Source organism: Streptomyces sp. NPDC048825 (assembly GCF_043198355.1).
Lineage (GTDB): Bacteria > Actinomycetota > Actinomycetes > Streptomycetales > Streptomycetaceae > Streptomyces > Streptomyces xiangluensis.
Genome location: NZ_JBICUR010000001.1, coordinates 978,752 through 992,193 on the forward strand (window position 1 = coordinate 978,752; position 13,442 = coordinate 992,193).

The following is a 13,442-nucleotide window of genomic DNA, read 5'->3' on the forward strand; positions in this document are numbered from 1 at the left end:
ATGCATGACGCCGATGGGCGGGCAATTTCCTTGCACTTCGTACAGCGACACACGTCGGTTCCAGCCATACGATCTGTGACTCCGCCCCCCGCTCATAAGGCATCGCACCGCAAGGAGCGCGGCACAGTGGCGTCCCTCAACTGGCTCGACTGGCTCGTAATCAGCATCTACTTCTATCTCCTCATCGCGATCGGCCTGCAGTCGGTCAACCGGGACAGCTCCGATGACTTCGCCGTCGCGGGCCGCAGGATCAGCGGCGGGGTGGTCTTCGCCAGCCTCGCCGCGTCCTTCCTCGGCGGTGGGGCCGTCATGGGTACGGCGAGCAGTACCTTCAGTGACGGCTATGTCTTCCTGTTCGCGATCTGCGCTTTCTCCCTGCAGACGGTGCTCGTCGGGCAGTTCGTGGCGCCGCGGCTGCGCCACTACGAAGGAGCGCACACGGTCGGCGACGTGATGGACGCCCACTATGGGCCCGTCGCCCGGCTGCTGACGGGCCTGCTGTCCATCGCCGTCTGCGCCGGAATTCTCGGCGCTCAAGTGCTCGCCGTCGGCACGGTCTTCCATCTCCTGCTCGGTACCTCGAAGCTGGCCGGCGTCCTCGTCGGGATGACCTTCGTGCTGCTGTATGCCACCTTCGGTGGCATGTGGTCGGTCGTGAAGACCAATGTCGCGCAGTTTGTGATCTTCGGCGTCTTCCTGCCCGTCGTTCTGCTCTTCGCGGTGGCCCATGCGGGCGGCCCCGTGGCGCTGATGGCGAACGTCCCTGAAGGCCACACCTCGCTCCTGGGCAGCTGGACTCCGCTGGCCTTCATCGGGGTCTTTGTCTCGTTCCTGCTCGGCGAGACCCTGGTACAGCCGTACGCCCAACGGGCTTTTGCCGCAAAGGATCCCCAGGCGTCCCGGTACGGCTTTCTGCTGGCCGGGGTCTTCTCGGTCGGCTTCTACTTCGTCACCGCGTCCATCGGCCTGGTGGCGCGCGTCGTGTACCCGGACATCGAACCCGACCAGGCGCTGCCCACTGTCGTCTCCGAGCTGCTGCCCGTAGCCATGAGCGGGCTCGTCCTGGCTGCCCTGTTCGCCGTCATCATGTCGACGGCGGACTCCTACCTCAACGCCACCGCGGTCAGTTTCGCCAAGGACATCTACGTCTCCTTCCTGCACCGCGGCGCCGGCGACCGGCTGTTGCTGGTGGTGCAGCGTCTGATCACGGTGGTGGTGGGAGTCGCAGCGGCGATCTTCGCTCTCTCAGCACCGTCGATCATCGACGCACTGCTGCTCGCCTACAACCTGTGGGCGCCCACTGTCGTCGCCCCACTGATCCTGGGTGTGGTGTGGGGTTTCCGCAGCCGTATCGCGGGGACGGCGGCGATCGTCGCGGGTGGCGGCGCCATGGCCGTCTGGCTGTGGGAGCTGCACGAGCCGTTCGGTCTCAGTGCGCTGATCGTCGGCGTGGTGGTCAACATCGTGGTCTACGCCCTCGCCTACCTGCTCGACCCTCGGGCTCACCGGCTCCTCGCCCAGGCCGAATCGGCACGTCCGGCGTCCGCGCCCGCACGCGCGGCCGGCGTCGGCCCTGGAGGTAACTGAACATGTACGTCCTGCTGTTCTACGGCGTGCCCCTGGCCGTCATGGCCGTGGCCCTGGCCGTCGCCGTCGTCGGCCCCCGCTTCTACCTCAAGGAGTCGGCGTAGGAGTCGCCCGGCTACAGCTCCGGCTCGCCCCACGAGGTGACGTGCGCCTCGTCGCCTACGGAGAGTTTGCCGGGGCGGAGCACGGCGTACTTCGTGCCGAAGGCCACGCCGTCGGGGGCTCGGCGGTAGGTGGCGAGGGTGCGGAGGGGTTCCGGGCCAGCCCTCGTGCCGGTTTGCTGGTCGACCGTGGTGACGGCGCAGCGGATGGCGAGCTTGGTGTAGCCGAGTTCCGTATCGGCGATGGTGATCCGGTGGGCGCGGTCCTCGGTGTGGGGGTCGTCCCAGCCGCCGATGACGATGTTCGGGCGGAAACGGTCCATGGGGAGGGCATCGCCGCCGCGTTCGGTCAGCCGCTGGTTCAGCAGATCCAGCGTGGACCGTGACAGGACGTGGACGGCGCTGCTGTCCGCGTAGCCGGAGGTGCCGGGGATCCGGCCGTCGGTGACTCGGTCGTGCTCGCGCGGTACGCGTACCAGACGGCTCGGCGCGCCGAGGACTTCGGACAGCCACGCGGCGGCTTCGTCACCCTGGTCGATTCCCGTGAACGGCGCGCCGAACAGGTTCACGTCCCGGCGCGGGCCGGATGCGTCGACGTCGATGTCCAACGCGTACGGGCGACCGGGGGCGTGGAGGGTGAGCCGCTCTCCGTCGGCGCTGATCCAGGGGTGGATCAGCGCCAGCCGCGGCCAGCGCCGTTGCGTGCGGTACACGCCTTCCTCGCTGGTGACCATGAAGCTCCGGTCGTGCGCGAGCCCCGCGGGCGTCAGCACCGCGTCTTGCGCCGAGACGCCGGCGCATCCCTTGACGGGGTAATACAACAGCTCTACGACTCTGGCCACGTGCTCCCCTTGTCTCGTAAGTCGTTCATGCCGTAGGTCGTGCGTGCCGTAGGTCGTTCGTGCCGTAGGTCGTTCGTGCCGTTCCCGTGCCAGAAAGCCCGCACCGCTTCGTACAGGGGCCGGGGCTGGTCCAGGTGCACGTCATGCCCCGCGTCCTCGATGACCTCGGTCTCGGTCGTCGTCGACGTCGGGCGTCGGGTACGCATCTCCGCCGGCTCCGACACCGGCATCGTGCCCTGTGCGCCGCGTACGACGAAGGTGGGGCAGCGGACCTGTTCCCACTCGGCCCAGTACGAACGCTCGGCGAGCTCCGCCACCGCGGCCACCATCATGTCCCGGTCCGCGAAGGGCACCGGGGACTTGTCCAGCCAACTGCCGATCTCGGTCGGCAGGTTGGGGCTCGGACCGGACGGACCCGCCTCGATCAGGATCAGGGTGTCGATGAGGTGCGGGTGGGCCGCCGCGGTGAGAAACGCCGTATGGCCGCCCAGGGATTGGCCCACCAGCGTTACCGGGGGCAGGGACAGGTGCTCGATCACGGCCACCGCATCCGCGACGCAGGACGCTCTCGTCATGTCCCGGGGGCGGCGCGTGCTGGCAGCGTGGCCTCGGGCGTCGTACCTCACCACCCTTTGGCCGTCCCTGTGAAGGCGGGTCGCCAGGTCGTCCCACTCCCCCATGTGCCCCGCCAGGCCGTGCAGGAGGAGGAGTGTGGACGACGAACTGGAGCCGCCTTGGGTGTCGCTGTACGCGATGCGGGTGCCGTCAGGGGTGGTGACATGCCCGGCGGCGGGAGTGGGTGTCATCGCCGGTCGCGGAGGCGGGGGCGCGGAGCCCTGCGGTGTCGGCATGCGCTCCCCCGTTCACTCGCTCCCCGACGAGTCTGCGCATGCCCTCTCCGCGTCAACAACTGATTTAGCGAGGCGCGAGCTCCGCTCGGCCGAACAACAGGGCGTATCCGGGCGGGAGTTGGCGCAGGATGCGGACCACGAGGTCGTCGCCCACCGTCGACGCGAGGACGCTCAGTACGGAGCTGACGTCCCAGCGGGCCGTGGCCGGGGTCGCTCCCTCGATGCGGACGGCGACGTTATCCACGAACTCGGCTGCGGTCAGCTGCCGGGTGGCCGGGATCTGGGAGGCGATGACGCCCGCCGCCTCCTCGGGCAGGCGGTGCGCCAGGTCGACGCGTTCGTCGCCGATCACATGGCCGCCGAGGGCGGACAGCACGATACGGGTGACGCGTTCGGCTTCCGCCGCGGTGGTGTACTGGCCGGATTCCCGTACGGCTTCGATCAGCCGATCCCAGCTGGTCGTAGTCGTCGTGGTCGTCGTGGTCGTCGTGGTCGTCGTTCTCGGCGTGCTCGGCGTGCTCGGCGTGCTCGGCGTGCTCGGCGTCCTCTTCGGTCCCGTCGGCCTCGTCGTCATGGTCGTCCCCCTCATCGCGCGTACTCCTCCTGGTATCGGTCTTCGTCTCGGTCTCAGGGCATGGGCTCCGCCCCGCGGGCGAACCCGCGGGGCGGTACGGCACGGCGGCCGGCGCGTTCTGTCAGCTGCCGTCAGCTGCTCAGCTGCTTCTTGGATCCGCCGCCGGAGATCTGGATCCGGCGCGGCTTGGCCTGCTCGGCCACGGGGATGCGCAGCGTCAGGACCCCGGCCTCGTACGAGGCGTCGATGCGCTCCGTGTCGAGGGTCTCGCCGAGGAACAGCTGGCGGGAGAACGTACCGGTGGGTCGCTCGGCGACGACGACCTCCGCGCCGTCGGGGGCGGGGGAACGGCGTTCGGCGCGTACGTTCAGCACGTTCCGCTCGACGTCCAGGTCGATCGACTCCGGGTCGATGCCTGGGAGGTCGAAGTGGACGATGAAGTCGTCACCGGACCGGTAGGCGTCCATCTGCATCGCGACGGGGCGAGCGGAGCTGAAGACCTGCTGCGCGAGCCGGTCGAACTCGCGGAAGGGGTCGGTACGCATGAGCATCACGGGTCACTCCTTTCGTGCGGTGGCTGGGTGCGATGCCCTACGGCTTCTTATATAACTCCCTAGAGGAAAGTTGACAAGCCCCGACTCAGTCTCGGGCGCCTAACGCCCTCCGACCTGCAAGCCCTCAGTCCACGGCCACGCCCCGGAACGCCCTCCGGTACGCCTGCGGACTCGTACCCACCACCCGCTTGAAGCGGTCCCGGAATGCCGTCGGGGAGCCGAAACCCGCCTGCGCGGCGATCCGCTCGACAGGATGCGTGGTGTTCTCCAGCAGGTACTGGGCCCGACGGACCCGCGCCCGGTGCAGCCACTGCAGGGGTGTCGTGCCGGTCTGTTCGCGGAAGCGGCGGTTGAGGGTGCGGGCGCTGGTGCCCGCCTGGGCGGCGATGTCGTCGAGGGTCAGGTCGTGCTCGGCGTTCTCCTCCATCCAGCGCAGCAGGGGTTCCAGCGCGCCGCCGGCCGGGGCCGGAGGCTGCGCGTGGACGATGAACTGGGCCTGGCCGCCTTCCCGTTCGAGCGGCATGACGGCGAGGCGGGCCGCGTCCGCGGCGACCGCCGAACCGTAGTCCTTGCGGATCATGTGCAGGCACATGTCGAGGGCGGCGGCGGAGCCCGCCGAGGTGAGGAACTGGCCGTTGTCCACGTACAGAACGTTGGCGTCGACCTCCACGTCCGGGTACAGGTCCGCCAGATGCGGGGCAGCCAGCCAGTGGGTGGTCGCCCGCAACCCGTCCAGCAGCCCGGTCGCGGCGAGGATGAACGCGCCCACGCAGACGGAGGCGATACGGGTGCCGTTCGCGGCGGCCTCGCGCAGCGCCTCCCGTACGCCGGGCGGCGGCGGGACGGTGGGATCGGCGGTGCCGGGCAGGATGATCGTGTCGGCCTCGGCCAGCGCCTCAAGGCCGTACGGCGCCCGCAGCGTGAACGAGACCGCGTGCACCGACCCCGACGACGCGACCGCGCTGACCTCCTCCTGTGGCGCGCAGACCCGCACGCGGTAGGCGTCACGGCCGTCGGGCAGCCGGGCGCGCGCGAACGTGTCGATCGGCGCGGAGAGGTCGAAGGGGATGACCTGGTCGAGGGCGAGTACGGCCATGGTGTGCATGGCGAAAGGGTAGGCAGGGGACGGAGATCGGCCAACGGGAGTGTCGCTGTTCAAGGTGCGTGGGCGATACAAAGCACCTGGTGGAGAGCCCATCGGGGCCCATGGCGAGAATCCGTTGACCCCTGGCAATATCGCCACTTCTCGGTGATCCTGTACGCCGCCTACCGTCCGTGCGTGACCAAGTTCCTTCTCACCGTCCATGTCATCGCCGCGATCGTCGCCATCGGGCCCGTCACCGTGGCCGCCAGCATGTTCCCGCCCGCCGCGCGCCGGGCACTCGCCGAGCCGGGTGATCCACGGGCGCTGGAGACGGTACGTCTGCTGCACCGGATCTGCCGGGTGTACGCCACCGTCGGCGTCGTCGTCCCGGTCTTCGGCTTCGCCACGGCCGGCAGCATGGGCGTACTGGGCGACGCCTGGCTGATCGTCTCGATCGCCCTCACCGCACTCGCGGCCGCCGCCCTCATCGCCATGGTTCTGCCGCGGCAGGAGGCGCTCCTCGAAGCGGCGGAGGCGGGCGAGACCGCCGGGGCCGACACCGACGAAAGCACCGAGACAGCCGGGGGCGACAAGAACACCGGCAAGAACACCGGCAAGAACGCCGACGACAGCACCGGCAAGAGCACAGTGACAGCCGCGGCCACCAAGACGGCCCCGGACACCCGCGCCACCGCTCAACTGGCCATGTACACCGGCATCTTCAACCTGCTCTGGGCGACCGTCACCATCCTCATGATCGTCCGCCCGGGTTCCACCACGGGTGCCTGACCCGGCAGGCGACTCAGCCGCGCTGCGTGAGCACGTTCACGACGCGCCCGTTCGGGTCCCGTACGAAGAAGCGCCGTACGCCCCACTCCTCGTCGCGGAGATCTCGTACGATCTCGGCGCCCGACGCGAGTACCTCGGCGTACACCGCGTCGACGTCCTCGACCTCGATGCTCAGGTCGGGGACGACCGGCGCGGTGCGCTCCTCGGTGATGAAGATGATCTGCGCGGTGGGGTTGGAGGGAGAGGCGAGAGTCATGACCCAGCCGAGGTTCATGACCTCATCAAGCCCCAACCGGCCGTAGAAATCACGGCTTTGGGCCATCGACTCCTCGGAGTCGGTCTGGAAGTCGGGGACGATCCTGCGGACGGTCATAGGTCCTGATCAGCTCCTCTCAGATCCACGGCCCTACTGCCCCAGGCCGTACCGCCCAGGCCCTACTGCCCAGGCCCTACGACTGTGCCCCTGAACGTCGCCCGGTACGCGCCCGGCGACACCCCCAGCGCCGCGTGGAAGTGCTGCCGAAGCGACGCGGCCGTGCCGAAACCCGCCTCCGCCGCGATGCGGTCGACGGTGTGGTCGGTCTGTTCCAGCAGTTCACGTGCCCGGTCGACGCGGCGTTGGGTGAGCCACTGCATGGGCGTGAGGCCGGTCTCCTCGCGGAAGCGGCGGCTGTACGTACGGACACTCATCGCGTCCCGCGCGGCCAGCTCGCGCAGGGTCAGCGGGTCGGCAAGGCCGGCCAGGGCCCAAGCACGTGACGCGGAGGTGGTCGAGCCCGTCAACTGGCCGTCCGGTACCGGGCGTTGGATGTACTGCGCCTGACCGCCCTCCCGGTGCGGCGGTACGACCGTACGGCGGGCCACGTTCGCCGCGATCGCCGCGCCGTGGTCCCGGCGGATCATGTGCAGGCACAGGTCGATGCCGGCCGCCTCGCCCGCGGAGGTCAGTACGCGGTCCTCGTCGACGTACAGGACGTCGGGGTCCACGCTCACTTCGGGGAACGTCCGCGCGAAGAGGTCCGTCGACATCCAGTGCGTGGTCGCCCGCAGGCCGTCAAGGAGTCCGGCCGCGGCGAGGACGAACGCGCCTGTGCAGATGGAGGCGATACGCGCGCCACGAGCACGGTCCAGCGCTTCGGCCAGCTCCGCGCTCAGGCCGCCGGGCTTCAGGTACTCGTCCTCCTCGTGCGACGACGGGACGATCACCGTGTCGGCGGTCGCGAGGACCTCCGGGCCGTGGGGCGCGTAGATCGGGAAGTCCGCGTCCGTACGGATCATGCCGGGCGTGACGGCGCAGGTCAGGATCGTGTAGAGCGGCCGACCCGAGCGTGAGGTCGCGTTGCCGAACAGCTGGTGGGCCAGGCCGAGCTCCATCGGCAGGACGCCGTCCCGGACGAGGACGGCCACTTGGTGCGTTGCGCCTTCTGCCATCACCATGGCCAGATTCTTGCACATCATGGCCATCTGGCCACTCGTTGCGGAGCCCTCGAAAACGGAGGGTCGACGTCATGACCACGGACACGACTAGGACCTCGAACCGAACCCGGACCCCGAACCGCACTCCTTGGATCGTCGCGACCGCCGCCGCCCTCGCCATCGTGACCGCCGGTGCCTTCACCACCCTCGCGGGGCTGCTCGTCGGGCCGTTGCACGAGGAGTTCGGCTGGTCGCGGGGCACGATCGGGCTCGGGACGTTCGTGAGCATGGCGTTGTACGGGGCGACGGCGCCGTTCGCGGCCGCGCTGATGGACCGGTTCGGGATGCGGCGGGTCGCGACCACCGCCCTCGCCCTCGTCGTAGCGGGCGCGGGGCTGACCACGACCATGACGGCGTCCGCCCAATTCGTCCTGTACTGGGGCGTGTTCGTGGGGCTCGGCACGGGTGCCACGGCGACGGCGTTCGCGGCGACGGTCACCGAGCGGTGGTTCGTGGCGCGGCGCGGGCTGGTCACGGGGCTGCTGACGGCGGCGAGTGTGGTGGGGCAGTTCGTGTTCCTGCCGGTGCTGTCGGAGGTGATCGACGCGCACGGCTGGCGGTCCGCCGCGCTCGCCCTGGCCGTGGCGGCCACGGCCGCCCTGCCCCTCGTATGGCTGCTGCTGCGGGACCATCCGGCAGATGTGGGGCAAGCTCCGTACGGGGCAAGTGAGTTCGTGGCGAAGCCCGCGCCGGTGCCGGGGGCCGCCCGGCGTGCGGTCCGGGTCCTCGCCCGCGCCACTCGCACGGCGCCCTTCTGGCTTCTCGCCGCCACCTTCGCCGTCTGCGGGGCGTCCACCAACGGCGTCATGTGGACGCACTTCGCGCCCGCCGCGCACGACCACGGGATGCCGGTGACCGTCGCCGCCTCGCTGCTGTCGCTCATCGGGATCTTCAACGTGGCCGGGACGGTCGGCTCCGGGGTACTGACCGACCGCCTCGACGCGCGTCGGCTGCTCGCCACGTACTACGCCCTGCGCGGCCTCACCCTCCTCGCGCTGCCACTGCTGCTCACCGCGACCGTGGGGCCGCCGATCGTCACGTTCGTCATCGTCTTCGGTCTGCTCGACGTGGCGACGGTCCCGCCGACGCTCGCCCTGTGCCGCGCGCACTACGGCTCCGACGCACCGGTCGTCTTCGGCTGGGTCAACGCCGCCCACCAACTGGGCGCCGGACTGGTCGCCTTCCTCGGCGGCGCGGCCCGGGACGCCTTCGGGTCGTACGACTTCGTGTGGGTGGCGGCGGGAGCCCTGTGCGCGACGGGCGCACTGATGGCCCTCACGATCAGGCGTCCGGCACAGGACGAACTGACCACCGCGGTCCAGGAGTCGTACCGGACCGGCAGCCTATGAGCCGTACCGGACCGCCGTCCTCTGAGCCATCGCTGTCGTAGCCGTCAGCGGGCGGGCGATGTCCTCCAGGGAGCGGCGTTCGGCGCGTATCGCCAGGGCCGCCGCGACGAGGCCCGCCGCGCACATCAGGGCGGCGCCGGTCTGGAAGGCGAGGACGGTGTCGGCGACGACGCCCGACTCGGTCAGCTTGGCGAAGAGCAGGGGGCCGCTGATGCCGCCGGCCGCGGTGCCGATGGCGTAGAAGAAGGCGATGGCCATGGCGCGGGTCTCCATCGGGAAGACCTCGGAGACCGTGAGGTACGCACTCGACGCGCCCGCCGAGGCGAAGAACAGCACCGCGCACCAGCAGGCCGTCAGGGTCGTCGCACTCAGCGAACCCCGGTCGAAGAGCCAGGCCGTGCCGAACAGCAGGATGCCGGAGAGCAGATACGTCGACGAGATCATCACCCGGCGGCCGACGGTGTCGAAGAGCTTGCCGAGCAGGAGCGGGCCGAGGAAGTTGCCGGCCGCGATGACGGCGAAGTAGTAACCGGTGTCGGAGGTCGAGACGTCGAAGAACGTGGTGAGGATGGCGCCGAAGCCGAAGGTGATCGCGTTGTAGAGGAACGCCTGGGGATCTCGTCGATCGCCGAGTTGATCGCCGCGTACTCGCCGCCGATGCCGAAACCGGTGAGGAACCGGAAGGCGAAGAACCACCAGGAGTGGAAGGAGACCGAGGTCAGGGCCGTGGCGCCCAGATAGACGGCCAGCGTGACCATGAACAGCTTCTTGCGGCCGAAGAGGTCGGTGAGCCGGCCGAAGAACAGCGCGCCCGAGCAGGCCCCGGCGACATAGAGGGCGGCGGCGATGCCCGTGACCTGCGCGGAGGAGATCGGTAATCCGCTGCCCTCCTCGGAGAGGCGTCCGGCGATGTTGCCGACGACGGTGACCTCGAGCCCGTCGAGGATCCATACCGTGCCGAGGCCGATCACGACCATCCAGTGCCAGCGTGACCAGGGCAGGCGGTCGAGGCGGGCGGGGATGGCCGTGGTGACGGTACTGGCGGTCTGCGGCGCGGTGGCGGACATGGGCTCCCTCCTCGTCGAGCGAACCCCGGACGGGTCCCCGACGAGCGAGGGGTTACGCCCCCGGCAACAGGCCTGTGCCCAGACCTGTTACGCCCCCAGCGCCCGCGACACCGTGTAGATGACCAGCCCCGCCAGCGAGCCCACCACCGTGCCGTTGATCCGGATGAACTGGAGGTCGCGGCCGATGTGCGCCTCGATCTTCCTGGTGGTGTGCTCGGGGTCCCAGCCCGCGACGGTGTCCGTGATGAGGGAGGTGATCTCGTCGCGGTACGTCGTCACCACGTAGACCGCAGCGTCCTCCACCCAGCCGTCGATCTTCGACTGGAGGTTCGGCTCGGTGGACATCCGCTGGCCGAGCGACAGCAGCGAGGCCCGGACGCGCAGCCGCAGTTCGCTGCGCTCGTCCTCGGCGGCGGACACGATCATCTGCCGTACGGAGGACCAGGCGGAGGCGATGATGTCCTGCACCTCGCCACGGCCGAGGACCTCGCGCTTGAGGTTCTCCACGCGTCCGCGGGTGTCGGTGTCGGACTGCAGGTCGGCGGCGAAGTCGGTGAGGAAGCGGTCGAGGGCGCCGCGGGCCGGGTGGGCGGGCATGTCGCGCATCTCGGTGACGAAGCGCAGCAGCTCCTTGTAGACGCGCTCGCCGACCCGCTTGTCGACGAACCGCGGGGTCCAGCCGGGGGCGCCGCCCTGCACGGCGTCCATCACCTGGTCGTTGTGCAGGACCAGCCAGTCGTGGGCCCGCACGCAGATCAGGTCGACGGCACGTTTGTGGCCGCCTTGCGCGACGATGCCCTCCAGCATCTTCCCGATACGCGGGGCGATCTCCGCCGCGTCGGCCCGCCGGTTGATGGCCTCCCCGACGATGGCCTGCACATCGGAGTCGCGCAGCACGGCGAGAGCGCCCCGCAGCGCGGTGGACAGCTCCGCGGTGACCCGGTCGGCGTGCTCCGGCTCGGCGAGCCACGCACCGAGGCGGCTGCCGATGCCGACGGCGCGCAGACGTTTCCGTACGACCTCGTGCGACAGGAAGTTCTCGCCGACGAACTCGCCCAGGGAGATGCCCAGCTGGTCCTTCTTGGTCGGGATGATCGCGGTGTGCGGGATGGGCAGGCCGAGGGGATGGCGGAACAGGGCGGTGACGGCGAACCAGTCGGCGAGCGCGCCGACCATGCCCGCCTCGGCCGCCGCCGCGACATACCCGGCCCAGGCACCGGCGCCCGCGTTGGACGCCCACTTGGCGAGTACGTAGATGACGGCGACCAGGAGCAACATGCCGGTGGCCGTGATCTTCATCCGGCGGACGCCGCGGCGCTTCTCCTCGTCGGCGGCGCTGTAGTAGCCCATGGCCCGGTTGCTGGTCCGGTCAGTGGTCCCGTTAGTGGCGCGGACCGGCTGGGCACTCGGCCCTATGAGCTCGGCGCGCTCGGCTTCATCCGCTTTCGTACGTTCCATCCACTCCACCCGTTCGCAGAACCCTTACCCATTGTCGCTTCCCTGCGCCTCTACCTTTCGTCACTCCCGATCGCGCCCCCTCCCGGCCGAACACCTGACCGACTACCGGCCGACTACCGGCCGACTGCCGACCGGCTCCTGGCCGGATTGCGACCGGCTTCTGACCGACTTCCGACGAGTCCTCCCTTCCTGACCGACTCCTGGAACGGAACAGGAGTTCCCGGCGTCTTCCGTTCGGGGGTTCGAGACAGGGCCGGGGGGCCTGTCGGATTCCTCCCCCGCCATGCCTCATCATGAGGTGATCACATCGGAGCCTCAGGCTCCCACTGCCCATAGGAGACCTGCACCGCATGACCAAGCGCCACGGTTATGCCCTGCTGACGGCGATCATCGCCACGATCATGGCCCTTTCCGCGGCCATCTACGTCGGAGTCGGCTTCGACGACGGCGCCGCCCGGGACACGATGGCGAGCGGCCGGGGCCCGCACAACAACCCTGCGGCTCCCGCGTCCACCGGCGTCTGGGTCGGCACCTGGTCGACATCCCCGTCCGGTGCCGAGCCGGGCACCGAGACGAACGGCATGGCCGGCCGTTCCGTACGCAATGTCGTGCACGCGGGCGTGGGGGGCACCGCGGCACGCGTCACCCTGTCGAACCTGTACGGGCAGCAGCCGCTCAGCATCACGCACGCCTCGATCGCCGTGGCGGCCACCGCGAACAACGCCGCCGCTGCCGCTGCCGCCGACACCATGCGCCGCCTGACCTTCGGCGGCAACCCGTCGGTGATCGTGCCGCCCGGGCAGCAGGTGGTCAGCGATGCCGCACGGCTGCTGATCCCGCACGACACGGACATCCTGGTGACCACGTACTCGCCCACGCCGTCCGGTCCGGTCACCTACCACCCGACGGCTCGGCAGATCTCGTACACCGCGGAGGGCGACCGTACGGAGGACGTGACCGGGCTTCCGTACGCCGCCCAGACGCCGGCCTGGCGCTATCTGACGGCGGTGGACGTGCTGAGCAACGAGTCCGAGGGCACGGTCGTCGTGATCGGCGACTCCCTCACCGATGGCGTGACCTCCAGCATGGGCGAGAACCGGCGCTGGACCGACGCCCTCGCCGACCGGCTGCGCGACCGCGCCCGCGGCGGCTCGGACGGGCCCCGCTACAGCGTCGTCAACCAGGGCATCAGCGGAAACCGCCTGCTGGCCGGCGGCGGAGGCCGCCCCGCCGGGAACCCGAGCGGACTGAACCGCTTCGACCGTGACGTCCTCGGCCGCACCAACGTCAAGGCCGTCGTCATCGCCCTCGGCGTCAACGACATCCTGCGCACCCCGCACCAGACCGACGCCGACAAGATCACCGCCGGCCTGCGCGAGCTGACGGAACGGGCCCACGCCCGCGGACTGCGCGTCATCGGCGCCACCCTCATGCCGTTCCAGGGCCACCGCGGCTACCGCCCCAACCTCGAAGCCACCCGCCAGGCCGTCAACGCCCAGATCCGCTCGGGCGACATCTTCGACGACCACGTCGACTTCGACGAGGCGGTCCGCGACCCGTACAACCCGCGCCGCCTCAACCCCCTGTACGACTCGGGCGATCACCTGCACCCGAGCGACCGGGGCTACGAGCAGATGGCGAAGAAGTTCGACCTGGACATGCTGAAGGGGTCGGCTCCGGCGGAGCTGTGAGGGCTCGGGAAGCCGCAGG

At 69.9% G+C, this 13,442-nt stretch carries 12 protein-coding genes and 1 pseudogene; 4 read left to right on the plus strand and 9 right to left on the minus strand.

Annotated elements, in window-relative coordinates:
• Positions 1–126: 126 nt before the first annotated feature.
• On the plus strand, positions 127–1,587 hold the full coding sequence (locus ACGFNK_RS04535) for a sodium:solute symporter (RefSeq protein ID WP_393411873.1): 1,461 nt from the start codon (positions 127–129) through the stop codon (positions 1,585–1,587).
• A 115-nt stretch (positions 1,588–1,702) separates the two neighbouring features.
• Here ACGFNK_RS04535 and ACGFNK_RS04540 read toward each other — a convergent pair whose 3' ends face one another.
• The 5 genes from ACGFNK_RS04540 to ACGFNK_RS04560 form a co-directional block, all read right to left on the minus strand.
• Positions 1,703–2,530 carry an MOSC domain-containing protein gene (locus tag ACGFNK_RS04540; RefSeq protein ID WP_393411875.1) on the minus strand — a complete coding sequence of 276 codons (828 nt, stop codon included), beginning with the start codon at positions 2,528–2,530 and terminating at the stop codon, positions 1,703–1,705.
• Entirely contained in the window at positions 2,515–3,381 is an 867-nt protein-coding gene (locus ACGFNK_RS04545; RefSeq protein ID WP_393411877.1) for an alpha/beta fold hydrolase, read from the minus strand. The genes ACGFNK_RS04540 and ACGFNK_RS04545 overlap by 16 nt, the downstream gene beginning before the upstream one ends.
• A 64-nt stretch (positions 3,382–3,445) precedes the next feature.
• Positions 3,446–3,955, minus strand: coding sequence for a DUF2267 domain-containing protein (locus ACGFNK_RS04550; protein WP_393411879.1), 510 nt, complete (start codon positions 3,953–3,955; stop codon positions 3,446–3,448).
• 131 nt (positions 3,956–4,086) lie between these two features.
• The gene (locus ACGFNK_RS04555; RefSeq protein WP_393411881.1) at positions 4,087–4,506 is read right to left on the minus strand and encodes an Hsp20/alpha crystallin family protein; all 420 of its coding nucleotides are present in this window, start codon (positions 4,504–4,506) and stop codon (positions 4,087–4,089) included.
• Positions 4,507–4,633: 127 nt separating this feature from the next.
• Complete coding sequence (locus ACGFNK_RS04560) at positions 4,634–5,614, minus strand: GlxA family transcriptional regulator (protein WP_393411883.1); 981 nt, start codon at positions 5,612–5,614, stop codon at positions 4,634–4,636.
• A gap of 174 nt (positions 5,615–5,788) precedes the next feature.
• Here ACGFNK_RS04560 and ACGFNK_RS04565 point away from each other — a divergent pair, with 174 nt between their 5' ends.
• Positions 5,789–6,382, plus strand: a complete 594-nt coding sequence (locus ACGFNK_RS04565; RefSeq protein WP_393411885.1) for a DUF2269 family protein — start codon at positions 5,789–5,791, stop codon at positions 6,380–6,382.
• Positions 6,383–6,395: 13 nt separating this feature from the next.
• Here ACGFNK_RS04565 and ACGFNK_RS04570 read toward each other — a convergent pair whose 3' ends face one another.
• Positions 6,396–6,755 (minus strand): VOC family protein, encoded by a 360-nt coding sequence (locus ACGFNK_RS04570; RefSeq protein WP_393411887.1) that lies wholly within the window; start codon positions 6,753–6,755, stop codon positions 6,396–6,398.
• 62 nt (positions 6,756–6,817) lie between these two features.
• On the minus strand, positions 6,818–7,846 hold the full coding sequence (locus ACGFNK_RS04575) for a GlxA family transcriptional regulator (RefSeq protein WP_393411889.1): 1,029 nt from the start codon (positions 7,844–7,846) through the stop codon (positions 6,818–6,820).
• Between the two features lie 44 nt (positions 7,847–7,890).
• Between ACGFNK_RS04575 and ACGFNK_RS04580 the strand changes: the two genes are divergently transcribed.
• Complete coding sequence (locus tag ACGFNK_RS04580) at positions 7,891–9,207, plus strand: MFS transporter (RefSeq protein ID WP_393411891.1); 1,317 nt, start codon at positions 7,891–7,893, stop codon at positions 9,205–9,207.
• On the opposite strand, the pseudogene ACGFNK_RS04585 reads toward ACGFNK_RS04580, so the two are convergent.
• A pseudogene (locus ACGFNK_RS04585) lies at positions 9,202–10,274 on the minus strand (MFS transporter). The gene ACGFNK_RS04580 and the pseudogene ACGFNK_RS04585 sit on opposite strands and share 6 nt — an antisense overlap.
• A gap of 87 nt (positions 10,275–10,361) precedes the next feature.
• Positions 10,362–11,732 (minus strand): DUF445 domain-containing protein, encoded by a 1,371-nt coding sequence (locus tag ACGFNK_RS04590; protein ID WP_393411893.1) that lies wholly within the window; start codon positions 11,730–11,732, stop codon positions 10,362–10,364.
• Positions 11,733–12,082: 350 nt separating this feature from the next.
• On the opposite strand from ACGFNK_RS04590, the gene ACGFNK_RS04595 reads away from it, so the two are divergent.
• Positions 12,083–13,423 (plus strand): SGNH/GDSL hydrolase family protein, encoded by a 1,341-nt coding sequence (locus ACGFNK_RS04595; protein WP_393411895.1) that lies wholly within the window; start codon positions 12,083–12,085, stop codon positions 13,421–13,423.
• The last annotated feature ends 19 nt before the right edge of the window (positions 13,424–13,442 follow it).

Bases quoted from the DNA above. Each gene is read 5' to 3' on its own strand.
- ACGFNK_RS04560 (WP_393411883.1), bottom strand. From the start codon at position 5,614: ATGCACACCATGGCCGTACTCGCCCTCGACCAGGTCATCCCCTTCGAC.
- ACGFNK_RS04545 (WP_393411877.1), bottom strand. From the start codon at position 3,381: ATGCCGACACCGCAGGGCTCCGCGCCCCCGCCTCCGCGACCGGCGATG.
- ACGFNK_RS04595 (WP_393411895.1), top strand. From the start codon at position 12,083: ATGACCAAGCGCCACGGTTATGCCCTGCTGACGGCGATCATCGCCACG.
- ACGFNK_RS04575 (WP_393411889.1), bottom strand. From the start codon at position 7,846: ATGGCCATGATGTGCAAGAATCTGGCCATGGTGATGGCAGAAGGCGCA.
- ACGFNK_RS04550 (WP_393411879.1), bottom strand. From the start codon at position 3,955: ATGACGACGAGGCCGACGGGACCGAAGAGGACGCCGAGCACGCCGAGC.
- ACGFNK_RS04590 (WP_393411893.1), bottom strand. From the start codon at position 11,732: ATGGAACGTACGAAAGCGGATGAAGCCGAGCGCGCCGAGCTCATAGGG.
- ACGFNK_RS04580 (WP_393411891.1), top strand. From the start codon at position 7,891: ATGACCACGGACACGACTAGGACCTCGAACCGAACCCGGACCCCGAAC.
- ACGFNK_RS04555 (WP_393411881.1), bottom strand. From the start codon at position 4,506: ATGCTCATGCGTACCGACCCCTTCCGCGAGTTCGACCGGCTCGCGCAG.
- ACGFNK_RS04570 (WP_393411887.1), bottom strand. From the start codon at position 6,755: ATGACCGTCCGCAGGATCGTCCCCGACTTCCAGACCGACTCCGAGGAG.